21 protein-coding genes and 1 pseudogene are annotated in these 22944 nt (G+C 73.3%); 13 read left to right on the top strand and 9 right to left on the bottom strand.

Annotation, left to right across the window (positions count from 1 at the left end):
• Window positions 1–41: 41 nt before the first annotated feature.
• The gene (locus tag AB0D10_RS20695; RefSeq protein ID WP_360258220.1) at window positions 42–2150 is read left to right on the top strand and encodes an MMPL family transporter; all 2109 of its coding nucleotides are present in this window, start codon (window positions 42–44) and stop codon (window positions 2148–2150) included.
• A gap of 63 nt (window positions 2151–2213) precedes the next feature.
• Here the strand turns inward: AB0D10_RS20695 and AB0D10_RS20690 are convergent, their stop codons facing one another.
• Window positions 2214–2438, bottom strand: a complete 225-nt coding sequence (locus AB0D10_RS20690) for a hypothetical protein (protein WP_360258218.1) — start codon at window positions 2436–2438, stop codon at window positions 2214–2216.
• 428 nt (window positions 2439–2866) lie between these two features.
• Here AB0D10_RS20690 and AB0D10_RS20685 point away from each other — a divergent pair, with 428 nt between their 5' ends.
• Together AB0D10_RS20685 and AB0D10_RS20680 are read left to right on the top strand one after the other, a co-directional pair.
• Window positions 2867–4249, top strand: a complete 1383-nt coding sequence (locus AB0D10_RS20685; protein ID WP_360258215.1) for an amino acid permease — start codon at window positions 2867–2869, stop codon at window positions 4247–4249.
• Window positions 4250–4512: 263 nt separating this feature from the next.
• On the top strand, window positions 4513–5094 hold the full coding sequence (locus AB0D10_RS20680) for a DUF6262 family protein (RefSeq protein WP_360258213.1): 582 nt from the start codon (window positions 4513–4515) through the stop codon (window positions 5092–5094).
• A 46-nt stretch (window positions 5095–5140) separates the two neighbouring features.
• On the opposite strand, the gene AB0D10_RS20675 is transcribed toward AB0D10_RS20680, so the two are convergent.
• Window positions 5141–5869, bottom strand: coding sequence for a hypothetical protein (locus tag AB0D10_RS20675; protein WP_360258210.1), 729 nt, complete (start codon window positions 5867–5869; stop codon window positions 5141–5143).
• 562 nt (window positions 5870–6431) lie between these two features.
• Between AB0D10_RS20675 and AB0D10_RS20670 the strand changes: the two are divergent.
• From AB0D10_RS20670 to AB0D10_RS20640, 7 genes and pseudogenes are all read left to right on the top strand, one after another.
• Window positions 6432–6635: pseudogene (locus AB0D10_RS20670) on the top strand (hypothetical protein); the annotation flags it as partial.
• Between the two features lie 251 nt (window positions 6636–6886).
• A complete protein-coding gene (locus tag AB0D10_RS20665) occupies window positions 6887–7075 on the top strand; it encodes a DUF1508 domain-containing protein (protein ID WP_360258208.1) in 189 nt (62 codons plus the stop codon).
• A gap of 120 nt (window positions 7076–7195) precedes the next feature.
• Entirely contained in the window at window positions 7196–8431 is a 1236-nt protein-coding gene (locus tag AB0D10_RS20660) for a glycosyltransferase family 1 protein (RefSeq protein WP_360258206.1), read from the top strand.
• A complete protein-coding gene (locus AB0D10_RS20655; protein ID WP_360258203.1) occupies window positions 8428–9624 on the top strand; it encodes a glycosyltransferase in 1197 nt (398 codons plus the stop codon). Before AB0D10_RS20660 ends, AB0D10_RS20655 begins: the two co-directional genes overlap by 4 nt.
• Entirely contained in the window at window positions 9599–10483 is an 885-nt protein-coding gene (locus tag AB0D10_RS20650) for an SGNH/GDSL hydrolase family protein (RefSeq protein ID WP_360258201.1), read from the top strand. Before AB0D10_RS20655 ends, AB0D10_RS20650 begins: the two co-directional genes overlap by 26 nt.
• A 229-nt stretch (window positions 10484–10712) precedes the next feature.
• On the top strand, window positions 10713–11822 hold the full coding sequence (locus tag AB0D10_RS20645; RefSeq protein WP_360258199.1) for an NUDIX hydrolase: 1110 nt from the start codon (window positions 10713–10715) through the stop codon (window positions 11820–11822).
• A gap of 244 nt (window positions 11823–12066) precedes the next feature.
• Window positions 12067–12468, top strand: a complete 402-nt coding sequence (locus tag AB0D10_RS20640) for a DUF6188 family protein (protein ID WP_360258196.1) — start codon at window positions 12067–12069, stop codon at window positions 12466–12468.
• 207 nt (window positions 12469–12675) lie between these two features.
• Here AB0D10_RS20640 and AB0D10_RS20635 read toward each other — a convergent pair whose 3' ends face one another.
• The 7 genes from AB0D10_RS20635 to AB0D10_RS20605 form a co-directional block, all read right to left on the bottom strand.
• Window positions 12676–13050 carry a hypothetical protein gene (locus AB0D10_RS20635; protein WP_360258194.1) on the bottom strand — a complete coding sequence of 125 codons (375 nt, stop codon included), beginning with the start codon at window positions 13048–13050 and terminating at the stop codon, window positions 12676–12678.
• 54 nt (window positions 13051–13104) lie between these two features.
• On the bottom strand, window positions 13105–13500 hold the full coding sequence (locus AB0D10_RS20630) for a roadblock/LC7 domain-containing protein (protein ID WP_360258192.1): 396 nt from the start codon (window positions 13498–13500) through the stop codon (window positions 13105–13107).
• Between the two features lie 82 nt (window positions 13501–13582).
• A complete protein-coding gene (locus AB0D10_RS20625) occupies window positions 13583–14890 on the bottom strand; it encodes a hypothetical protein (RefSeq protein WP_360258190.1) in 1308 nt (435 codons plus the stop codon).
• Window positions 14891–15002: 112 nt separating this feature from the next.
• On the bottom strand, window positions 15003–15386 hold the full coding sequence (locus tag AB0D10_RS20620) for a hypothetical protein (protein WP_360258188.1): 384 nt from the start codon (window positions 15384–15386) through the stop codon (window positions 15003–15005).
• A 641-nt stretch (window positions 15387–16027) separates the two neighbouring features.
• Window positions 16028–17053, bottom strand: coding sequence for an LLM class flavin-dependent oxidoreductase (locus AB0D10_RS20615; protein ID WP_360258186.1), 1026 nt, complete (start codon window positions 17051–17053; stop codon window positions 16028–16030).
• 145 nt (window positions 17054–17198) lie between these two features.
• Window positions 17199–17813, bottom strand: a complete 615-nt coding sequence (locus AB0D10_RS20610; protein ID WP_360258184.1) for a DUF2269 domain-containing protein — start codon at window positions 17811–17813, stop codon at window positions 17199–17201.
• Between the two features lie 240 nt (window positions 17814–18053).
• The gene (locus AB0D10_RS20605) at window positions 18054–19253 is read right to left on the bottom strand and encodes a peptidoglycan-binding protein (RefSeq protein ID WP_360258182.1); all 1200 of its coding nucleotides are present in this window, start codon (window positions 19251–19253) and stop codon (window positions 18054–18056) included.
• A gap of 355 nt (window positions 19254–19608) precedes the next feature.
• Here AB0D10_RS20605 and AB0D10_RS20600 point away from each other — a divergent pair, with 355 nt between their 5' ends.
• The 3 genes from AB0D10_RS20600 to AB0D10_RS20590 all read left to right on the top strand — a co-directional run bounded on the left by AB0D10_RS20600 (window position 19609) and on the right by AB0D10_RS20590 (window position 22629).
• Window positions 19609–20955, top strand: coding sequence for a DUF6271 family protein (locus AB0D10_RS20600; protein WP_360258180.1), 1347 nt, complete (start codon window positions 19609–19611; stop codon window positions 20953–20955).
• A complete protein-coding gene (locus AB0D10_RS20595) occupies window positions 20952–21449 on the top strand; it encodes a GNAT family N-acetyltransferase (RefSeq protein ID WP_360258178.1) in 498 nt (165 codons plus the stop codon). The genes AB0D10_RS20600 and AB0D10_RS20595 overlap by 4 nt, the downstream gene beginning before the upstream one ends.
• A gap of 166 nt (window positions 21450–21615) precedes the next feature.
• Window positions 21616–22629 (top strand): zinc-dependent alcohol dehydrogenase, encoded by a 1014-nt coding sequence (locus AB0D10_RS20590; protein ID WP_360258175.1) that lies wholly within the window; start codon window positions 21616–21618, stop codon window positions 22627–22629.
• The last annotated feature ends 315 nt before the right edge of the window (window positions 22630–22944 follow it).

Here is a 22944-nt window from a genome sequence, read left to right as displayed (position 1 = left end):
TGGAACGGATCACTGCCGCCGGCCTTCCAGGGGGTCGTTTCATGTCTCCGACCCGGAACCTCGCCGCGCTGCCGTGCGGGCGCCGCAGCAAGTGGGTGGTGCTCGCGCTGTGGCTGGTGCTGCTGGTGGCCGCCGGTCCACTGGCCGGGAAGCTGATGGGCGCCGAGGACAACCAGGCGTCCAGCTGGCTGCCCGGCAACGCCGAGTCCACCCGGGTGCTCGACGAGCAGCGGGCCTTCCAGCCGGTGGACACCGCCCAGGCCGTCGTGGTGTACCAGCGGGCCGGTGGCATCACCCCCGCCGACCGGGCCGAGGCCACCCGCGACGCCGTCCAGTTCGCCGCCGTGCCGCACGTCCTCGGACCGGTGAACGGCCCGGTGGTGTCCACCGATGGCCAGGCCATGCAGACCACCGTGCCGATCGACATCGGCAGCAACGGCTGGAACGACCTCAAACCCGCCGTCGACCAGCTGCGCCGGATCGCCGCCGACGGCAGTCAGGGCATGATCACCCATGTGACCGGGCCCGGCGGAGTCGCCGCCGACCAGGCCGAGGCCTTCGCGGGCATCGACAGCTCGCTGCTCGTCGCCACTGTCAGTGTGGTGATCATCCTGCTGCTGCTCACCTACCGGAGCCCGGTGCTGTGGGTCCTGCCGCTGGTCTCGGCGGCCGGGGCGCTGGTCGTCGCCGAGGCGATCATCTACCTGCTCGCCAAGCACTCCGGTCTGACCGTCAACGCGCAGAGCGCCGGCATCCTGATCGTCCTGGTGCTCGGCGCGGGGACGGACTACGCGCTGCTGCTCACGGCCCGCTACCGGGAGGAGTTGCGCCGCCACCAGGACCGGCACGAGGCGATGGCCTTCGCCCTGCACCGGGCCGGGCCCGCCATCCTCGCCTCCTCGGCGACCGTGATCATCTCCATGCTCTGCCTGCTGGTCGCCCAGATGAACTCCACCAGCGGCCTCGGCCCGGTCTGCGCGATCGGCGTCCTGGTCGCCCTCGTGGCCATGCTCACCCTGCTACCCGCCCTGCTGGTGATCGTCGGCCGCTGGGTGTTCTGGCCGGTCCGGCCCGGGTACGGCACGCCGGAGCCGACCAGGACCGGCCGCTGGGCGCACATCGGCACCTGGATCGGGCGTCGGCCGCGCAAGGTGTGGGTGACCACGGCGCTGGCGCTCGGGGTCTGCTGCATCGGGCTGGTCTCGCTCGACGCCAACGGCCTCAGCACCGCCGGGACCTTCACCGGCAAACCGGACTCGGTGGTCGGCCAGCAGGTGCTGGAGCAGCACTTCCCCGGCGGAACGGGCGCACCGCTCACCGTCATCTCCACCGGCACCGGCGCGCCCGCCGTCCGGGAGGCCGCCCGGACGACGGCCGGGGTCGCGGCCACCACGCCGCCGGTCATCCGCGAAGGGCAGGCCCTGTTCCAGGCCACCCTCGCCGACCCGCCGGACAGCCAGGCCGCCAAGGACACCGTCGACCGGGTGCGGGCCGCCGTGCACGCCGTGCCGAACGCGGACGCCAAGGTCGGCGGCAGCACCGCCGTCGTGCTGGACGCGGGACGCGCCTCCGCCGCCGACAACCGGGCGATCATCCCGCTGGTCCTCGGCGTGGTGCTGCTGATCCTGGCGTTGCTGCTGCGGGCCGTCACGGCGCCGCTGGTGCTGATCGCGACCGTGGTGCTGTCGTACGCGGCGGCGCTCGGGATCAGTGCGTTCTTCTTCGCGCACGTCTTCCACTTCCAGGGCCAGGACAACGCGTTCCCGCTGTTCGTCTTCGTCTTCCTGGTCGCACTGGGGATCGACTACAACATCTTCCTGATGACCCGGATCCGGGAGGAGTCCGCCCAGCACGGCACCCGGCAGGGGGCGCTGAACGGGCTGTCCGCCACCGGTGGCGTGATCACCTCGGCCGGCCTGATCCTGGCCAGCACCTTCGCCGTGCTCGGCACCCTGCCGATCGTGGGCTTCGCCGAGATCGGCTTCGCGGTGGCCCTCGGCGTGCTGCTCGACACCCTGATCGTGCGTTCGGTGCTGGTCACGGCGCTCACCATGGACCTCGACCGGCACATCTGGTGGCCGGGACGGCTGTCCCGACCGGACGCGGTCGCGGCTCCGGTCGTGGCGGCTCCGCCGGGCAGACAGGAGTGAGCCCGGGAACCGCTGCGGCGGCTCCCGGGCCCGGTCCTCGATCGACAGCCGGTCAGGCGTCGGTCAGAAGTCGCCGATGCACTTGTCGTCGGAGTGCTCGTGCGCGTTGAGCCAGCTGGCGTGCGGGCCGAACAGGCCGACACCGGCCGAACCCGTCTCCAGGCTCGCCGAGCTGGACGAGTCCGACGCGTGCCAAGCGGCCATCGCCGGCACCGGCACCGCGAAGGCGGCGGCACCCGTCACGGCGGCGATCACGGCGAGCTTGCGGACGTTTCCACGAAACGACATCAGATGTCCTTTGGGTGGTCTCTGGCATGGAAAGGAGAAGCGCCCCGGGGCCGGCCACAAGCACACCCGGCCACCCCGCAGCACCGGCACAGGTTTGCACACGAACGCGCACGAACCCGCCTCCATCGCAACCCGACTGAGGCGTTCGGGTGATGCAACTCCCCCTCCCGGACGAACCGGTGGCCCGTTCGCGCATGCGGTCGAACGGCCGGGCGGACCGCGCCGGACGAGTGCCCGCCGGGCCGCCGCCACACCGCAAGACTTGCGGCGAAGCGCCGGACCGGCTGAACAAATCCCGTCGATTTGGTGCAAGGTGTCGCCCGGTCCGAGCATGAACGGTCGCTCCGCACCCTCCGCGCGCTCCACCGAGCGTTCCACCGAGCGCTCCGCCGGAGGTCGAGTAGGACCACGAAAGGCGCACCACCCACATGCAGACCAGCCCCGCCGCACCCCGGCAGGCGACCCGACCGAACGCCCCGGAGACCCCGGCCCCGGTCGACCCCACCCCCGCGAAGAACGGCCGCTTCGGGCTCGCGACCGCCACCGCCCTGGTGACGGGCAACATCATCGGCGGCGGCATCTTCATGATCCCGGCCGCCGTCGCCCCGTACGGGACGGTCAGCCTGGTCGCCTTCGCGGTGCTCACCGTGGGCGCGATCGCGCTGGCCCTGGTCTTCGGGCAACTGGCCCGCCGCAACCCGCGCACCGGCGGACCGTACGTCTACGCCCGGGAGGCCTTCGGTGACTTCGCCGGCTTCCTGTCCGCCTGGTCGTACTGGATCACCACCTGGGTCAGCAACGCCGCGCTCGCCGTCGCCGCCGTCGGCTACCTCGACGTGCTGCTGCCCGTCGGCCACTCCACCGCGTTCAGCATCACCGCCGCGCTGGCCTTCCAGTGGCTTCCCGCGCTGGCGAACCTGGCCGGGACCAGGTACGTCGGGGTCGTCCAACTCGTCTCCACCGTCCTGAAGTTCGTCCCGCTGCTCCTGGTCTCGGTCGGCGGCCTGTTCTTCTTCGACCCGAAGAACCTCGGCCCCTTCGACGGGAACGGCCAGGGCTGGGCGGGCGGCATGACCGCCGCCGCGGCGATCCTGCTGTTCAGCTACCTGGGCGTGGAGTCGGCCGCAATGAGCGCGGGCAAGGTCCGCGACCCGGAGCGCAACGTCGGTCGGGCCAGCGTGCTCGGCACCACCGGCGCGGCGGTGGTCTACCTGCTGGGCACGCTCGCGGTCTTCGGCAGCGTCGCGCACGAGCGGCTGGTCCACTCCGCCGCACCGTTCTCCGACGCCGTGGACGCCATGTTCGGCGGCTCCTGGGGTGGCACGGCGATCGCCGTCGCCGCGCTGGTCTCGATGACCGGCGCCCTCAACGGCTGGACCCTGCTGGCCGCCCAGGCCCCGTACGCGGCCGCCAAGGACGGCCTGTTCCCGGCCGCCTTCGGGAAGGAACGGCGCGGGGTGCCGGTCTTCGGCGTGGTGGTGAGCGTCGCCCTGGCCTCGGCGCTGACCGTCCTCGACTTCGCCAGCGGCGCGAAGGGCGCCTTCGACACCCTGGTGCTGGTCACCACCTTCACCGCCACCGTCCCCTACCTGTTCTCCACCGCCGCCCAGTTGTACTGGCTGGTCCGCGGCGCCACCGACAAGGTGGACAACGGCCGGCTCGTCCGCGACGCGGTGCTCGGGCTCGGCGCCTTCGTCTTCTCCCTCTGGCTCCTGGCCGGCGCCGGCTACGCAGCCGTCTACCAGGGCGTGCTGTTCCTGTTCGCGGGGATCCTGGTCTACGTCTGGATGGCGGGACGGCGCCGCAGCTGACCCCCGGGGCGGTGGCCGGGCCACCGGACGGGCACCCAACTCCCCTGCCGATTGCCGGATTCGTCCGGCAATCGGCAGGCAATGGACCGGTAAAGACCAAGCTTGCCGGACGACGAACGACGCGAGGTGGAGGAAGCGTCCAGACTTCTCCGACGGTCCCGGGCCGGATCTGCCACCATCATCGCCGCACCGCTTGCTGGACCGTCCGGCCGGCAACTCCTCCCGCTGACCGTCGTCCGCCACAACCCCACCGGAGTCAACCAGTGACCACCACACGAGGCCGCGGCGACGTCCTGCGTGAAGCGCGGCGGCGTGACAGCCAGAAGAAGCGGGCAAAGGTCCTCGCCACCGTTGACAGCATGGCCGCCAACGGCCAGGAGATCACCATACTCGCGGTCGCACGAGCTGCCGGCCTCTCCAACTGGCTCGTCTACCAGCCGGAGATCAAGGCGCACATCGACAAGGCGCGCAAAAGCCAAGAGTCCACGGCCACGCGAGAGAAGTCCGGTGGCAGGTCGGCCAGTTCAGCCAGCCTCGCCGTCGACCTCGAACTCGCCCGCACGGAGATCCGCAGCCTGCGCGAGGAGCGCGACAAGCTCAAGGCTGTGGTCCGGCGCAACCTCGGCCAACAGCTTCAGCAGGCCGACTCGGGCGACCTCAAGGCCAGGATGGACGAGCTCCTGAACGCCAACTACCAGCTTGAGGAACGCCTATCGGCCGCACTCAAGGAGCTGAATGAGACTCAGTCAAAGCTCGAAGATACCGAGCTCGACCTGGCCGGGGCCCGCGCCGCAATCGCGCAGATGATGCGAGACAGGGTAGCTCTACCCACATCGCCGTCGTAGCCGAGCCGGAGTCACGAGCCCACAGGGTGGGCGGTTTCGTTACCGCTCATCTGCTCGTGCCCGAGATCTCGGCCTCCGGTGCCAGCCTCAAGTCGGCCATGGCCAGAAAGTCTGCAAGACCGATGATGCCGCCGCCGGTCCCGTCGTTCCACATCGTCCGGAGCCTGGATCCCTCGCCGTCCCACGTGTCGGTGTCCTCGCTCGGATGCTGCTCGACGCTCCCCTCGCCGTGCCGGTAGCGCAGGTACAGGTACCGGCCACCCGTCGTCCATGCGTCCCACTGGGACGGGAAGCCGTGGCAGGTCTGCACGACCCGAGCGAGGGTCACGTCCTCGTGCAGGCTCGCCTCGACGGGGCCGAGGTGCTGATCACAAGCGAGGACGAGATCGTCGTCGAGCGCGAGCATGCGAATGCTTCCGCTGGGAAACTGGAGCGTGAGGCCGGCGGCGAAGTCGATACGGGCATCGCGGTACCGGATCTCCCGGACTGATCGGATCGACTGGCCGACGAACCGGCTCACAGGAACGTCCAGGGAATCGTCTGTGACCGTGACGTGGCCGTGCGGATCCATTGAGTATGGCTCGTCGGGCTGGCCAGTCCTCAGCGACAGGCCTGCCCCAGGCGTATGGAACAGGACCGGGCCCAGGCCCTCCAAGTGCAGCCACAGGTGCAGCAGTGAAGGCTCGTCCTCAGCGTAGTGGTGCCAGGCCGTGGTCACCCGCAGCAGCCGCTTGTCGACGAGATCGGCGACGGACGGTTCCTCATCGTCGGTCATCCGGCGATGTCCGCACGGCGCTCGACACCAAGGACACCCAATATCGGACGCACCCATCCTGCGGACAGATCCGGAAGAGAGGCCCTATACGCTCAACCGTTCCCAGAGAGGCAGCTCCAGGACACCCAGGTCATCCCAGACGCAGACCTCCAGGGTCGAGAGGTACCCCCCGAACGCGAAGATCATCGCCTCCCCGATGTACTCACCGTCAATGCTCTGGATACTTCCGTCAGCTATGACCGGACTTCGCTCCACCACCGGCCCAGCCGCCACGGTGCCCTGGTCCACTCGCAGATCCACAGTCAGACACCCGCATGTACATCCAGGCTTCATCCGCACCTGGGAAATCTGTGCCCGGTATGCCCGGTCCACCTCAGTGTCCCCGGCCAACAGCAACTCCAAGGTCCGACGCACATCCTCGCTGAGTGGTCCCCACACCTCTGGTGTCCTTCTCCTGATCGCTGGGTATCGGCGTTGCGACGCCCCCTGGCCCTTGTCTCACGTGACAGAACAGCCTATTCCCTGCTGACCTGCGAGATCAGGTTGACAGCCATAGATAACCAACGACGTCACCCGCCCCCAGCTGCTCCTGGTCTCCGCCGGCAGCAACCGCTCCAAGGGCGACCGCGACCCCGCCGAGTGGCTCCCCCAGGCCTCCTACCGCTGCACCTACGCCCGCGCCTGGGTCCAGGTCAAGCAGTACTACGGCCTCGGCGTCGACAGCGCCGAGAAGACCGCGCTGACCGGCATCCTCAACGGCTGCTGACCGGCGTCCCCCTGACGGTGCCGCATCGACGGCACCCGAGTGACGGCACCCCTTCGACCGCGCCCGAGTGGCGGCACACGTGCAACGGCGCCCCGCACCGGCCCTCGGGGTCGCGGTGCGGGGCGCCGACGTCGTGGGACCAGGACGCCCCCGCGGAGTCCACTCGAACGCCACTCTCCGCGCGCCCCGCAGCGCCCCCGCGGCCTACGGTGCGGGCCAGGGGGTCATCCGAGCGGAAGGCTGTTGCTGACATGGCGGGCAGATTCGAGCTGTACGTGGACGAGACCGGGATGCACCGGTTCCGGCTCAAGGCGAGCAACGGGTCGGTCGTGGTGACCGGGGACCCGGAGGAGACCAAGGACGACTGCCTGAAGAGCATCGAGTCGATCCGCAAGCTCGCGCCGTACGCCGAGCTCAAGGAGGCCGCCGGGTCGGTGTGAGGCCTGGACCGCAGCAGGCGCCAGGAGACGCGGGTCGGTGGTGCAAATCGCCGACCCGCGTTCGCTTGTACGACAGATCCCTTTGGCCGGGTGCACGCCGGGTGCGGACAGAACACTGGCATGCGTGTCGTCATCGTCACCGAGTCCTTTCCGCCCGAGGTCAACGGGGTCGCCCACAGCGTGCTGCGGACGGCCGAGCACCTGGTCCGCCGGGGCCATCGGCCCCTCGTCGTCACCCCCGCGCCGGCGCGGGGCGCGGAGTGCCCGCCGGAGAGCTTCGGGAGTGCCGAGGCGGCGGAGATCCCCGTGGTGCGCATTCCGTCGATCCCGCTGCCCGGGTACCCACAGGTGCGGATCGCGCTGCCCAGCCGGCAGCTCACGGCCGCGGTCGCCGGACACCGGCCGGACATCGTGCACCTGGCCAGCCCGTTCGTGCTCGGCGTGCGCGGCGGACAGGTCGCGGCCCGGCTCGGGGTGCCCACCGTGGCCGTCTACCAGACCGACCTCGCCGGGTACGCGCACGCCTACCGGGCCGGACGGGGGCTCGGGGAGGCCGCCGCGTGGCGGCGGATCCGGGCCGTGCACCGGGCGGCCGCCCGCACCCTCGCGCCGTCCACCCCTGCCGCGCAGGACCTGACCGCGCACGGCGTGCCCCGGGTGCAGCTGTGGCCGCGCGGCGTGGACTCGGTGCGGTTCCACCCGCGGCACCGGGACGAGGCACTGCACCGGGCGCTCGCCCCGGGCGGGGAAGTGCTCGTCGGGTACGTCGGGCGGCTGGCGCCGGAGAAACGGGTCGACCTGCTGACGGCCGCCTCGGCGCTGCCCGGGGTACGCGTGGTGATCGTCGGGGACGGGCCCTCCGCTCCCGGACTGAAGGCCTCGATGCCCGGTGCGGTGTTCCTCGGCCGCCGGACGGGCGAGGAACTCGCCCGCTGCTTCGCGACGCTGGACACGTTCGTGCACACCGGTCCGCTGGAGACCTTCTGCCAGACCATCCAGGAGGCGATGGCTAGCGGGGTGCCGGTGATCGGCCCGGCCGCCGGCGGCCCGCTGGACCTGGTGGCGCACCACCGCACCGGACTGCTGGTGCCGCCGCGGGACGGCGCCGCGGTGGCCCGGGCGGTCGCCGAACTGGCCGCCGACCCGGCACGGCGGGCGGCGTACGGGCAGGCGGGCCGGGCGGAGGTGACCGCGCGCACCTGGGAGGCGGTCGGGGACCAGCTGCTGCGGCACTACGCCGAGGTGCTGGCGGAGCACCGGGGGCTGCCGGTGGCACCGCCCGCACCGGCGCCGGTCGAACCGCTCGCGAAGGGCCCGGCGGCCGCGGACGCCCTGCCGGAGGAGCTGCCGGCATGACCTCCGCCCCGTACGGCGAGGCGCTGACCATCGTGCGGCTCGCCAACTTCGTCACCCCGGTCTCCGGCGGCCTGCGCACCGCGCTGCGGCACCTCGGCGCCGGCTACCGGGCGGCCGGGCACCGGCCGGTGCTGATCGTGCCCGGCGGGCGGCGCTCCGAGGAGGAGACCGAACAGGGCCTGGTGCTCACCCTGCCGGGACCGGTGCTGCCGGCCGGCGGCGGCTACCGGCTGCTCACCGACCGCCGGGCCGTGGCCGCCGAGCTGACCCGGCTCTCCCCCGACCGGCTGGAGGTGTCCGACCGCACCACCCTGCGCTGGACCGGCGCCTGGGCCCGCCGGCACGGGGTGCGCTCGGTGATGGTGTCGCACGAGAGCGCCACCGGGGTGCTGCGCACCCGGGGCGTGCCCGGGCCGCTGGCGAACGCGGCCGCCGACCGGCTCAACGCGGCGACCGCCCGGAGCTACGACTCGGTGCTGTGCACCACCGACTGGGCGGCGGCGGAGTTCCGGCGGATCGGCACCCCGAACCTCGTCCGGGCGCCGCTCGGAGTGGACCTGGAGACGATGCGGCCGCTGACGCGGGTCGAGCGGGCGGCCGAACGGGCCCGGTTCGCCGCCCCGGAGGACGTGCTGCTGGTGCTGTGCTCGCGGCTCTCGGCGGAGAAGCGTCCCGAGCGGGCGGTCGAGGCGCTGGCCGCGCTGCGGGCACGGCGGGTGCCCGCCGTCCTCGTGGTCGCCGGGACCGGTCCGCTGCGGGACCGGCTGGCGGACCGGGCCGCGCGGCTGCGGCTGCCGGTGCGCTTCCTCGGGCACCTGAGCGGGCGCGAGGCACTGGCCCGGCTGCTGGGCTGCGCGGACGTGGTGCTCGCGCCCGGGCCGGTGGAGACCTTCGGGCTGGCCGCGATGGAGGCGCTGGCCTGCGGAACGCCGGTCGCGGTCAGCCGCTCCTCCGCCCTGCCCGGCCTGGTCGGGCTCGCCGGCGTGGCGGCCCCCGACACCGGCGGCGGATTCGCCTCCGCGGTGCGCCAGTTGCTGGACCGGCCGGAGGGCGTTCGGCGCTCCGCCGCCCGCGCGCAGGCCGAGCGGTACGGCTGGCCGGCGGCGGTGACGGCGTTCCTGGCGGCGCACGGCGTCCGGAACGGCGCCGCGGTGGAAGGGGGACCCGATGAGCAAGCTCGGCACCGGTCCTGACCGGGTGGCGCAAGGCCGCTCCCCGGCCGGCGAGTTGACGCGGTTCGTCGCGCTCGGCGACTCACTGACGGAAGGAGTCGGGGACGCGGTGGACGAGGGGTGGCGCGGCTGGGCCGCCGTCCTGGCACACTCACTGGTGCCCGACGGCCGGGAGGCCGAGTTCACCAACCTGGCGCACAGCGGCGCACTGACCGTCGACCTGACGATCAGTCAGGTCCAGGCCGCGCTGGCGCTGCGGCCGCAGCTGGCGGCCGTGGTCGTCGGCGGCAACGACACCCTCCGCGCGGGCTTCGACATCCGGCGCACCACGCTGGAGCTGGACGCCGCCCTGGGCGAACTGTCCGGTCACGGCGCCGTCCTGCTGACCGCCTGCCTGCCCGACCCCGGCACCCTGCTCCGGCTCCCCGCGCCACTCGCCCGCCCGCTGGCCCGGCGGATGCGGGCCGTCAACACGGTGGTGCACGCCCTCACCGCGCGCCACCGGGCGGTGCACCTGCACCTCGCCGAGCTCCCGTGGCTGGAGGAACGGCGGCTGCTGAGCGTGGACCGGCTGCACCCCAGCGCGGAGGGACACCACCTGATCGCCCGCCGCTTCCACGGGCTGCTCACCGAGGCCGGACACCCGCTCGGCCCGCCACCCACCGCCGTACCGGCCGAACCGGCGCCGAGCCTGCGCGCCGACCTGTGGTGGATGGCCACCCGGGGCACCCGCTGGGTCGCCGCCCGCAGCACCGACCTGCTGCCCGGGCTGCTGGCGCTCGCCGCGGCCGAAGCCGCCGCCCGGGTGCTCGGCGCGAGCGGGCGGCACGACGAACGGATGGCCCGGGCGGCGGCGCAGGCGCTGGCCTCCCTGGGGTGACGGCGGGGCGGGGAGCCGACGGCGGGTGCGGCTTGGCGGCGCGGTGGGTGCGGCTTGACGGCGCGGTGGGTGTGGCTTGGCGGGCGTGGCGGTGGCGGCGGCTCAGCGGCGCGCCGGGCGGCGGGCCGCGGGTCACCCGGCGGTGGGGATCGGCACGGCCGCCGGGCGGGAACCATGGAGGTGGCCCGGGCTGTCGTGACCGGGAGAGGCTACGGCGGAGGGAGTCGGGGTGGAGAGCACGGACCAGAGCGGTCGGGGGATCCTGGCAGCGGCCGGGGTGCTGTTCCCGGACCGGGACGGGCGACTGATGGTGGTACGGCTGCCGTACGACCGGAAACATCCGGTGGCGATCCCGGGCGGCGGATGGGAGCCCACCGACCGGTCGCTGCGGGAGACCGCGCTGCGCGAGATCGCCGAGGAACTCGGGTTCACGCCCCGTCTGGGGCCGCTCGCCTGCGTCGACTGGGCGCTGCACCCGGACCGCCCGCCGATCGTGGCGTTCCTGTACTGGGCCGAACCGCTGACGGAGCAGCAGGCGGCGGCGATCCGACCGGACACCGCCGAGGTCGGCGGATGGACGTGGCTGACCACCGAACAGGCGGGCCGGGCACTGCCACCCCTGCTGTCGCGCCGGGTGACGGCCTGTCTGCGGGTGCCGCGGACCGCCGGGCCGCTGGAACTGGAGGACAGCCGGCCGGTCGGCCACACGCTGCGGGAGCTGCCCGCCGCACCGGTGCCCGAGTACCTCGGGCTGGCCGCCGCCCCGGGGCTGAACCCGGAGGTCCAGGAGCGGTCGGAGCCGCCGCTGGACCGGGACACCTACTACGCCGGACTGCCACGGATCCGGGCGAAGGCGCGGGCGCTGTTCACCGACGCCGACGGGCGGGTGCTGCTGGTCCGGCTGCGGCCCTGGGACGGACCGCGCGGGCGGGAACCGTACTGGACACTGCCGGGCGGCGGGGTCGAGGCGGACCGGGAGTCGCCCCGGGCCGCCGCCCGGCGGGAGGCCCGTGAGGAACTCGGCTGGGAGGTCGAACCCGGGCCGCTGCTGGTGCTCGACTGGCAGCCGGGGGCGGCGGCCGATCCGGGGGCCGATCCGGCGACCGGCCGGGACACCGCCGTCCTGGTGTACGTGTACGACGGGGGCATGGTGACCGACGGGATGCTCGGCTCGATCGTGCTGCAGGAGGAGGAGCTGGTGGAGTGGCGGCTCTGCGAACCGGCCGAGGCGCGGGCCCTGCTCACCGGGCCCTCCTGGGACCGTACGGCCGCCGCGCTGGCCGCCCGGGAGCGGGCGGGCGGCCCGGTCGAGCTGGTGCACGGGCGGGCCGTGGGGTAGCGGGTGAGCGGGCGGGCCGCCGGACGGCGGGCGGGCCGCGGGACGGCGGGCGGGCCGCGGGCGGTGGCCCGGGCTCCGGGCGGGTGACCGGCCGTGGCCGGCTGCGCGCGGGTGACCGGCGGTGGCCGGCTGCGCCCGGGTGAACCCGGCTGCCGCTGGGACGACGGTCGTGCTGCCGGAGAGCCGCCGGGACGTCCGGCCGGAGAGGCGGATGGACCGGGCCCGGTTGGGACAGACTGGGAGCATGCAGAACGCGATCACGGAGGTGCTGGCCGGCCGTCGGGTGGAGTCGGTCAGCGGAGGCGGCTGGCTGGACCTGCGGCTGGACGGCGAGGTGACCGTCCGGGTGGCGCACGAATTCCGATTCGCTGCGCCGTCGTTCGCCGCACCGGAGGAAGTCGGGCACTTCTTCCCGGGACTGACCGTCCAGCCGAGCGCCGCACTGCTGGCGCTGGCCGGGCGGTCCGTCGACACCGCCCGGATCACCCTGGCAGGCGGGCTGGAGCTGGACTTCGCCGGCGGCGGTGCGCTGTCCGTCCCGCCGCACGCGCAACTGGCACCGTGGAGCGTGCGGACCGCCGCGGGCGTGGCGTGCGAGGCCCTGCCGGGCGGCGAGGTCCGGTGGTCGGCGCAGGAGGATTCCTAGCGGGCGCGGGGTTCGTCGAGACACCGTCCGCGGTGGGAAGGGCGCCCCGCGGGGAGGGGAGCCCGGCGAGGGAACCCGTCGAGGGGGAGCCCGGCGGGAGGGGAGCCCGGCGGCGAGGGGAGTCCGGCGGGAGGGGAGCCCGGCGGCGAGGGGAGCCCGGCGGGGCCTGAGCCGCCGCCGGGGACTCCTCCGGTGCCCGGGTGGGCGTCAGACCTCCAGGTCAGCTTCGACCTTGGAGAGCTGGTGACGGGCCATGGCCAGGTTGGCGCGGCCCTTGTCCAGCGCGAGGTAGAGGAACAGGCCCTTGCCGGTGCGGCCGGTGAGCGGGCGGATCAGGTGGTACTGGCTGGACAGGGTGATCAGGATGTCCTCGATCCCGTCCGCCAGGCCGAGCATGTCCATGGTGCGCATCTTGGCGCGGACCACGTCGGTGTTCCCGGCCGCGGCGACGTTGAGGTCGAAACCGCCGGGGCCGTCGAGGGTGGCGAGCGCCATACCGCTGTTGTAGTCGACCAGGGCGGCACCGATGGCGCCCTCGATGCTGGTCATGGCCTGCTTGAGTGCGCCGGCTGCGTCGGTCATCTGGGTAACTCCCGTTCGTGTGTGGGTGTGGTGAGGTGCGGTGGGTGGTTCGGGTCAGCCCGCGTCGCGCGGGTCCTTGGGTACGAGGGCGTCGTTGAGCAGCCCGGCGATGCGTTGGGCGCTGCGACGGGCCTCCAGGTGGAGGCGGCCGACGTTGACGTCCGGGTGCGCCAGCAGTGTCAGCACACAGCTGCCGCCCGCCGCGTAGGTCGCGACGTAGCCGTACTCGCCGCGCACCAGCGACTCCCGGAACTCGCCCTGGCCGGTGGTGTCGGCGAGCCGTTGGGCCAGCGACAGCGAGGCCGCCGTCATCGCGGCCAGGCCGGTGGGTTCGGTCCCGTGGGTGTCGTGCGCGACCAGCAGGCCGTCCACGCTGGCCACCAGACCGCCCGCGAGGTGCGGGACGCGGTGCTTGCAGGCACGCAGTTCGGCGAGCAGCTCGGTCTCCAAGGCGATCAGTTGTCTCCTTCCGACACGCTGCTTGAGTGCCCGCCTCATGGCCGGAACGGCGGGGTCGCGGGCGGGGACTGGGTCAAAGTCGGGCCTCCAGAAGGTCTCGGACCCGGGTCAGCAGCGCGATGTCCGGGTCGGGGACGGCCAGCGGGTGGGTCGCTGCCGGGATGGTCTGGCGTTCGGGGCGGGCTGGCGTTCCGTCGTCGGTCGGCGCGGCGTACTCCGTCGAGGGCGGGGCGACCGCGGTGCCGACCCGGGCGGGGTGGGCGGTCGCGGCTCCGGTCGCGGCTCCGGTCGCTGCGACGGCGGCGTCCGCGGCACCGGTCAGCCTGACACCCGTGGCCCTGGCACCCGTCACCCTGACACCGCGCAGGGAGGCGCCGGGGATCCGGCGGTGCAGGCCACCGGGCGTCGTCCCCCCGACGGCGGGCCCGGCGGCCGTCGGCGCGGTCGGCGGGTGGAGGGCGGGCGACGTCGTGGCAGGGTGCTGTGCGGCGGGTTGCGGCGCAGCCGGTTGCGGGACAGCGGGTCCCGGCGCAGCCGGTTGCGGGACGGCGGGTCCCGGCGCAGCCGGTTGCGGGACAGCGGGGACGAGTGCGACCGGGGCCGGTGCCGCAGGCCCGGGCATGACGGGCCCGGGCACGACTGGCCCAGGCACGACTGGCGGCGGCAGGACCGGTCCCGGCGCGTCCAGCAGACCGGCCGCGGCCAGGCGGCGGACGTCCGCCGTGACCCCGAAGCCGGAGCGACCGAGCAGGCGGGCCAGGTCCGCCGGGGTTCTTCGTCCATCGGCGTGGTCGAGCAGCTCACGCCGACGGCGGCCCGGCGGACGGTGGGAGGGCCGGCGGCTGTGCTCGACCGGGCGGACCGGCGCGGTGTCGAGCTGCGCCCAGGGCCAGATCCGGTCGAGGAGCCGACGGCGGCGTTCGACCTCGCGGCGGAGCCGGTCCGGCGCGACGGCGGCGACCGGTCCGAGCCAGTGCCGGACATCGGGCTCGAACCGCCAGAGGCCGCCGGCCGGATCGGCGAGGACGAAGAAGGCCGCGTCGAACAGGGTTCCCAGGTGCCCGAGTTCGAGCTCACCCCGGGTGAGCAGCCCTCGTTCGACGAGCGCGTCGCCGACTCGCGCCTGCAGGCCGTGTACCTGGAGGAGCTCCGACCAGCCCTCGGGGGTGATCCGGCCGCAGCCGGTGAGCAGGTCGGCCAGGCCGGGTGCGCGCGGGGATTCGGCGCCGGCCACCTCGCCGTCGACCAGGTGGAGGGTGCCGAGCGGGCCGTGCAGGGCGCCGGTGGCCCGGCGGTGGGCGAGCAGGGAGAGCGCCTCGCCCGGCGTCCTCGGCGCGGCGTACTCCGTCGGGGGCGGGACGGTACCGGTGGCGGTCGTCACGCGGCCCACCGCCCGGGAACGGCGCCGGGTCGGGCTGCGCCGACGGACCGGCGGGCCGACGGCTGAAATGCGACGGCCGCCAGGGGGCGTACGGATGTCACGGTCGTCGAGTTCACCCCAGCACCAGTTCCTCGGCCAGCGCCTGGAGACGGAAGCGGGCGACGGCGAGGTTGCCTGCCGTACGGTCCAACCAGAGGTGCAGGACGAGTCGGCTGTCGAAGACGGTGTCGATGAAGCGGATCAGGTGGTAACTGCGGCCGGCAGTGACGATGATGTCCTCCAACGGGGATCGCCGGTCCTCCGCCACCGTGAAGGTCTGACTCTCGACAGCCGCCCGGACCAGGTCCGTTGCCTCGGCCGCGGAGGTCTCGTGCTCGCCCGTCGGGCTCTCGCCGACGCTGCCGAGGGCGAGCCCGCTGCTCCAGTCGACCAGGCTCGCGGCGCGGGCTCCGGCGATCGCCATCGCTCCGGAGAGGCATTCGTCGATACCCGGCACACCGGCTCCTTCGCGGGGTCTGGGCGGCCGGGCGCTGCGCGGCACCGGCCGGATCGCCACGAGCAGTGGCAGGTTCGACACGGAAGGCTACTGCCGGTTTCCATATGACGAACATTCCAATGGCATATTCACACCAGAAGCAGCTAGTTCCAGCCAAGGTGTGACGATGCGTCAGTCCGGCTCGACGGACGAATCCGCTGGCCGGTCGATCGTTCGGGAACGGCGCTCCCCGGCCACCTGGCACGGGACCTTGGCTGATACCGAGCCGCGCCAGGGGGTTTCGAGACCTGAAATGCGATAAAGGGACACACGGGCGAGAGGCGAACATCCGAGGCTCGATGATGAGCAACGTTCATGACGCCGGCCATGAGGGACCCTCATGACGGGGTCCATGAGGGGCGCTCATCGCAGTCACCGTGAGGAACGCTCATGAGGCGCGGGCCGCCATGAACTCCGGGCATGACGAAGGGGCCCGTTCCGCTGGACGGAACGAGCCCCTTCGAGTGGAGCGCCAGGCCCGGGTCGCACGGACTCTTCCTACTGAAAGTAGGACGTGCTCTGGTAGCACCGCTGACGCATGTCCGAGAGATCCGCTTTCCGGAAGATCACTTCCTCTCGACAAGAAGAACATTAGCAGGTCATCACACCTGGTCAGAAATCGCGCCCTGGCCGACGGCCCCGGCGAGCAGACGGTAGGAGTCGAGCAGCGCGGTGCGGTCGTAGGTACTGGTGGTGACCAGGAACTCGTCCGCGCCGCTGCGCTCCACCAGTGCGGCCAGCTCTGCAGCGGCTTGCTCCGGGGTTCCGGCAATGTGACCCTTGAGCGACTGCTCGTACGCGGCCCGCTCCCGCTCCGTCATCGGCCGGGCGCGGACCTCGGCGGCGGGGGCCAGTGGCGGGAACTCGCCATGGGTGCGGGAGTACGCGCCGGACCAGGCCTCCGGGACGAGCAGTTCGTGGGCCAGCTCTGCGGTCTCGGCCACCGCGACCGTCCCCGAGACCACCACGTAGGGCTCGGCGGCCTGCGCGGAGGGGCGGAACCGGGTGCGGTAGCGGTCGATCGCCGCGAGCATCCGCTCCTCCCCGCGCGCGGCGGCGATGACCAACGGCAGCCCGGCGTCGGCGGCGTGGTCTGCGCCCGCACCGGTGGCCAGGACGAAGGCCGGGACGTGCAGCCCCTCGGCAGGCCGGGCGTGGACGCCCCGGTGCGCCCGCTGCGAGCCGTCGAAGTAGCCGATCAGTTCGGCCAGCTGGGCGCCGAAGTCATCCGCAGCGTCCTTCTCCCGCCCGAGCGCCCGCCGGACACCGTCGGTGAAGCCCACCGAGCGGCCGAGTCCCATGTCGATCCGGCCGGGGAACAGCGCCGCGAGCACGCCGAACTGTTCGGCCACCACCATGGGCCGGTGGTTGGGCAGCATCACCCCGCCGGTGCCGACCCGGATGCGCGAGGTGACCGCCGCCACCGCCGCAGCGAGCACGGTGGGCGCCGAACCGGCGACCCCCGGCACCCCGTGGTGCTCGGAGACCCAGAACCGGTGGTAGCCGAGCCGCTCGGCCTCACGGGCGAAGCCCACCGTGTCGCGCAGCGCCCTGGCCGGCTCCTCGCCCTGCCGGGTGCGGGAGCGGTCGAGCACGGAGAGCCTGACGGCGGGCGTAGCGCTGGTCACGTGGGTGGAGAACCCCCACCGCCACGAGGGCATTCCCCCGGACCCCGGCCCCCGGATCCCGACCCCGGCCACCCGGATCCCGGACCCTCGGATCCCCGGCCCCTCGGGCGATCGGCCTGAGGGCAGACGACCGACGACCTGTGGCTCAGGCACCCGCCTCCGGTATGCGGTCCGGGCGCGCGCCCTCGGCCGGACGGCGACCCCAGGGCTTGTACACCGAGAGGATCACGTTGAAGAGGTAGAGCGAGAGGGCGACCGCCGGGACGATCACCGTGTTGTAGCGGACGAAGCCGAGGTCCTCCGTCCGGATCGGGCCGGTCGGATGCGCGTCCACCGCGCGCACCGCATCGTGCAGCCGGGCGGTCAGGGCGAAGATCGAGGCCGCCATCGCCGCCAGCGTCAGCCAGAACTTGGTGCTCACCCAGTAGTACCGGAACAGGCCCCAGGACGTGCCGAGCCCGAGCACGACCCCGCTCAGGAAGGTGAGCAGGCTGAGCGGCAGCACCAGGGCGTCGCCGAGCATGCCCATCGCCCGGTAGGCGGTGCGCAGCCGGTCGGCGTCCCCGGTCGTCAGTGCCGTCACCGCCAGGGTGAGCAGGCAGAGCATCAGGGCCAGCCAGCTCACCGAGGCGACGACGTGCAGGACGACCAAGGGCTTGCGGGCTCTCGGCGACAGGCGGCGGCCCGCCGGTCGCCGCCTGTCGCCGAGGGTCGTTCCGGGCGTCGCCACGGCTCCGACCGGTCCGGTGGACGGGCGCACGGGCACCTCCTTCGAGTCGGGGCCACGAGGACGGCCCCAGACTCCCCCGTCCGCCCGTCATCGGGCATCCGGCGGCGGAAGTAACGTCGGCTACTCCCTGGCGAGTACGCGTGCTCGCCAGGGCGTGCCGCCACACCTTCCCCGGGAGTACCCGGAAGGGGCCGCGGACCCGCGCCGCCGGTCCGGCGCACCCGCGGACCCGCGCACCCCGCACACCCGCACCCGGCGGACCCGCGCCGCTCAGTCCGTCACCGCGAACCCCCGCGCCGCGCCCAGCCGGTGCAGCGAGGCCTGTCCGGGGATGCCGTCCGCCGCGCCGGCCTGGTACCCGCAACGCCGCTGCCAGGCCGCGTACGCGGCGACCGTGCGGCTGCCGAAGGAGCCGTCCACCCAGCGCTGTTCGAGCAGCCCCTCGTCCACCAGCGCCTGCTCCACGATCGCCACCTCGGAGCCGTAGGTGCGGTGGCCCTGTTCGGCGCCGGGGTCGGTCCGCGCGGCGGAGACCAGGTGGGAGACCGACACCGACCGCTGCCCGGGGAGGTAGCCGAGCAGCCGGTTCAGCGAGCCGGCGCCGGGGACGCCGTCCGCCGCCTGCCCGGAGTAGCCCAGACTCCCCTGGTAGTCGGCGTAGTTCTCGGTGTCCGCGTCCGTCCAGGTCGGCCCGGGGCCGGAGCGGTAGTGGTCGCCGAATCCGTGCGAGACGAGCGCCTGCCCGACCGCGGTCACCTGGTAGCCCTGGGCGCCGTAGCCGTAGGGCAGGCCGTTGATCGAAACCTGGTAGCGGGCGGGCGTGGTGTCTCCGGGAGGTGCCGGATGCTGCTGCGAGGGCGGGGGGTCCTGGGTGCCGCCGCCGGCCGTGAGGTCGGGCCAGGAGCCGGGGTCGGTGTGGTCGTTGAACGGGACGTGGGCGTGCGCGTACCAGCCGCCGCGGGTCTCCCAGACGCTCTCGTCGCGGTGGCCGGAGAAGTCGACCGGCCGGCCCATCGGCCAGACGTCGGGGACGCCCCAGGAGGCGATCCAGGCGTGGATCCGGCCCCAGCCGGCGCAGGGGGTGTCGACCAGCCGCGGGTAGACCCGGCCCTGGTAGCGGCAGTACGGGAAGAACACCGCCTCGATCTGGATCACCACCCGGCCGGCCCGGTTGGTGCGGGTCGGGCTCTCGGCCGGGCTGAGCAGGCTCTTCGAGCGGGAGTCGGCCGGGAGGAGCTGCGCCGTCCGGCCGCTGAACGGGTCCCAGACCAGGTGTGGAGCGTCGCCGGCACCACTGCCGGTGAAGTAGCCCACCAGTTCCTCGTAGGTGCACCAGTCCTGCGGGGCGGCGGCGGTTGCGTTGCGGTCCCAGGTGATGTGGGCGATGGCCTTCGGCGGGTACTGCTGGTCGGTCGGTGCGTGGTCGCCGAGGTCGTGGACCTCGGCGCCGGGCAGCCACAGGTCGGGCATGGCGGTCTCCTCCGAACTGCTGAGGGCATCACCTCCGGTATCGGCAGGTCGGGGCCGCGGATTGACCCCGACGGCGCAATGCGCGGCATTGAACCGCCCGCACTCGCCCGGCCGTTCGACTCGGCGGGGGCCGTTCGCCCCCGCGTGCGATTCGGGCGCCCGTGCGGGTGCGGCCGATCGCACGGAAGGGGGCGCATTCCACCCCGCCGAGGCCCGGCTGTCAATCATTGACATCACAAATGGTCTAGTCCAAGTTGGTCCGGCGGACCGGCACCAGCCCGCGCCCGAGACCTCCAGTGCGCCCAACTGGCCGCCATGGAAACGTATCTGACGATCCGATGGAGAAGCCCGCACCATGCAAAGAGTCTGCCTCGCCCTGCCCACCATGCGGTCCTGCCCCGACACCATCACGGAACTCGCGGAGGAGGCGGCCCACGCCGTCGCGAACTTCGGGGTCGAGGTGCACCTCCTCGTCCTCGACACCACCGGCGCCGTCGCGTTCGCGGAGAACGCGGGCGCCGTGGCCGCACTGGAGCCCACGCCCGGCGTGGTCGTCCACCACCTCGGCGAGGCGCAGCAGCGGGAGTTCCTGCGCCGGGCGGCCGAGGGCTCCGGCGCCGCCGACCCCGAACTGCTGCTCGACCTGATGCTCCCGCGGGCCGTCGCGTACGGTTCGTGCGTCAACCGGCTCTTCCTGGGCGCGGCGGCTCTGGGCTGCACCTCCGTGCACCTGCGCAACGACGACGCCGACTTCCAGGTCGTCGACGGCCTGAAGGTCTTCCCGATCCACCACGAGCTGCTCTCGATCGGGCGGCCGGCCGGCGAGGCGGCGGCCGGCGTGTCCCGCTCCGAGCTCGACCCGGCCGACGCGGACAAGCCGGTGATGCTGGTCAGCGGCTCCTTCATCGGCGAACTCAACGTGGACATCAGCGAGATCCACGAGCTGGACCCGGCCGTCTACCGCGACGTGGTGCGCCTGTGGACCCCGCCTGTGTGGTCCGAGGAGGAGCGGGACGCGATGGTGGACGTGTCTTTCAAGGGCGCCGGCTCCGAGCCGTTCGGCACCGACGAGTCCGTCCTCGGCGTGCCCGACATCTGGGACGTCTACATGTGCAACATCGCCCTGGACCACCGGGCCTACGAGGTGCTTCCGCTGCTGCCCTCGATCGAGACCATCGGCAGCGACTACGCCCTGCTGCACGCCCTGGTCCACTCCCGGCTGCCCGGCGTCACCCACAACCGCCACATCGTCAACTACTACACGCCCGAGCGCCGCACCGGCGCCGGATTCGTCGCCTACCAGCTGCGGTTCGTCAAGTTCCTGCTCTCGATGCTGTACCTGTACCCGGTCTACGGCGGGATGATCGACCTCGGCCGCGGGATGCTGGACGAGCAGCACGGGCTGAAGGCGGAGCCGATCCTCGACCTGGTGCGGGGCAGCGTCGACTGGGACCGGGCCGGGAACGAGCACTGCCTGGACGTCCTGGACCGCTCCTACCGCAAGCTGGGCGGCAAGTACGCCGAGCTCGCCGACGTGGTGGCCGGGCAGCGGCAGCAGCTCCTGGACGAGGCGCAGCAGGACGCCGAGCGCTGGGCGGTGCTGGTGGACGCCTGGGCCGCGCTGGTGGCCGCCGCCCGCGCGGAGGGGCTCGGCGCCGCACCGGAGGGACCCGACGCCGCCCCGGAGGGGCCGTCCCGGTGAGCGGGGACCTCCGGATCCGGCGGCTGGCCGACGGGGACTGGGACGCCGTGGTCGCTCTGGAACACGACGCCTACGCGGCCGACGGCCTGTCCGAGGGCCGGGAGGCGCTGCAGTCCCGCGCGCTCGGCTCACCGGAGACCTGCTTCGTACTGGAACAGGGCGGCACGGTCCGCGGCTACCTGCTGAGCCTGCCGTACCCGCCGCTGCGCTGCCCCGACCTCACCCGGCCGGAGGAGACGAGGTACGAGTCGGACAACCTGCACGTGCACGACCTGGTGATCGCCGAGGACCTGCGCGGCCGGGAGGTCGCCCTGGGGTTCATGCGGCACTTCCGGGAGCGGGCGGAGGAACTGGGCTTCGAACGGATCTCGATGGTCGCGGTGCGCGGCGCCGAGATCCTGCTGAGGCTGATCGGCTACCGCGCGCACCGGGAGGTCGCGGTGCCGTCCTGTTACGGACGGCGGGCGGTCTACATGTCGATGCCGGTGCGCTGACCGGCGACGGTCCACGGGCGGTCGGTCACTCCTCCGGCCCAGCCCGGACGGCGAGGGTCACCCCGTCGGGCGAGCCTGGTGGTGGCCGTGACCCGCGCGCGCGGCCACCGCCGGCACCCGCCCGCCCCGTCACCGGCACCGGCCCGGACGCCAGAGGGAGCAGCGCATGAAGGCCGCCGTCGTCCGCGATTTCACCGCACCGCTGGTCATCGAGGACCGACCGGTGCCCGAGCCGGCCGCGCACCAGGTCCGGGTCCGGATCGAGGCCTCCGGCCTCTGCCACACCGACATCCACGCCGCCCGCGGCGACTGGCCGGTCAGGCCGACCCCGCCGTTCGTCCCCGGGCACGAGGGCGTCGGAGTCGTGGAGGCGGCGGGCGAGCTGGTCCGGCACGTCCGGGTAGGCGAGCGGGTCGCCATCCCGTGGCTCGCCGACGCCTGCGGGCGGTGCGACCAGTGTGTGTCCGGCTGGGAGACGCTCTGCCCCCGGCAGCACAACAGCGGCTACTCGGTGGACGGTGCCTACGCCGAGCACGCGCTCGCGCACGGCGACTACGTCGTCCCCGTCCCGGAAGGCATCGACCCGCTGGACGCCGCGCCGCTGTCCTGCGCGGGCGTCACCACGTACAAGGCACTCAAGGTCTCCGGCGCCGGACCGGGCACCCGGGTACTGGTCTCCGGCATCGGCGGGCTCGGCCACCTCGCGCTCCAGTACGCCCGGATCTGCGGCGCCGAGACCATCGCCGTCGACGTCATCGACGACAAGCTCGCCCTCGCCCGCGACCTCGGCGCCGACCACGTCCTCGACGCCCGCAGCCAGGACGTCGCGGCCGAGGTCCAGGCGCTCGGCGGCGCCCACGCGGCCGTCGCGCTCGCCGTCAGCAACGCCTCCTTCCAGGCCGCGTACGGCGCGCTGCGGCGCGGCGGCACGCTCGTCCTGGTGGCGCTCCCGGCCGGCGGGAAGCTCGAACTGCCGGTCTTCGACACGGTGTTGAACGGCACCAGGGTGATCGGCTCGATCGTCGGCACCCGCGAGGACCTCGCCGAGGTGTTCCGCCTGCACGCCCTCGGCCGGACCCGGGTAATCCGGGAGACCCGGCGGCTGGAGGAGGTCAACGCCTGCTTCGACCAGGTGCTGGCCGGCCGGGTCTCCGCCCGGCTGGTCTTCGACCTGCGCTGACGGACCGCGCCGACGGATCGCGTCGCAGAGTGTGCCGACGGAGTGTGCTGACGGGCGGCACCTTGTGACCTGCGAAATCGCCTCTGCCACGCTCCTGCGGCACGAGCACGTCGAGCGCCCTCCCGATCCTGCGGACGCCCTCCCGGCGAACGGCCCGCCAGACAGCCCGGCGCCTGCTCGACCTCGCCGCCCCCGTGGACTGCGGGGTGCAGGTCAGCGCCGGGGCACAGACCCGGACACCGGCCGAGGCAGTGCACATGACGGCGGCCTTCCACGAGGCCGTGTCCGGCTGCGTCGATCCTCACTGCTCCGCAC

Origin of the sequence: Kitasatospora sp. NPDC048545 (assembly GCF_040651155.1) — a bacterium.
In the GTDB taxonomy this organism is placed as follows: domain Bacteria; phylum Actinomycetota; class Actinomycetes; order Streptomycetales; family Streptomycetaceae; genus Kitasatospora.
This window is presented reverse-complemented; position numbering and strand designations above follow the sequence as displayed.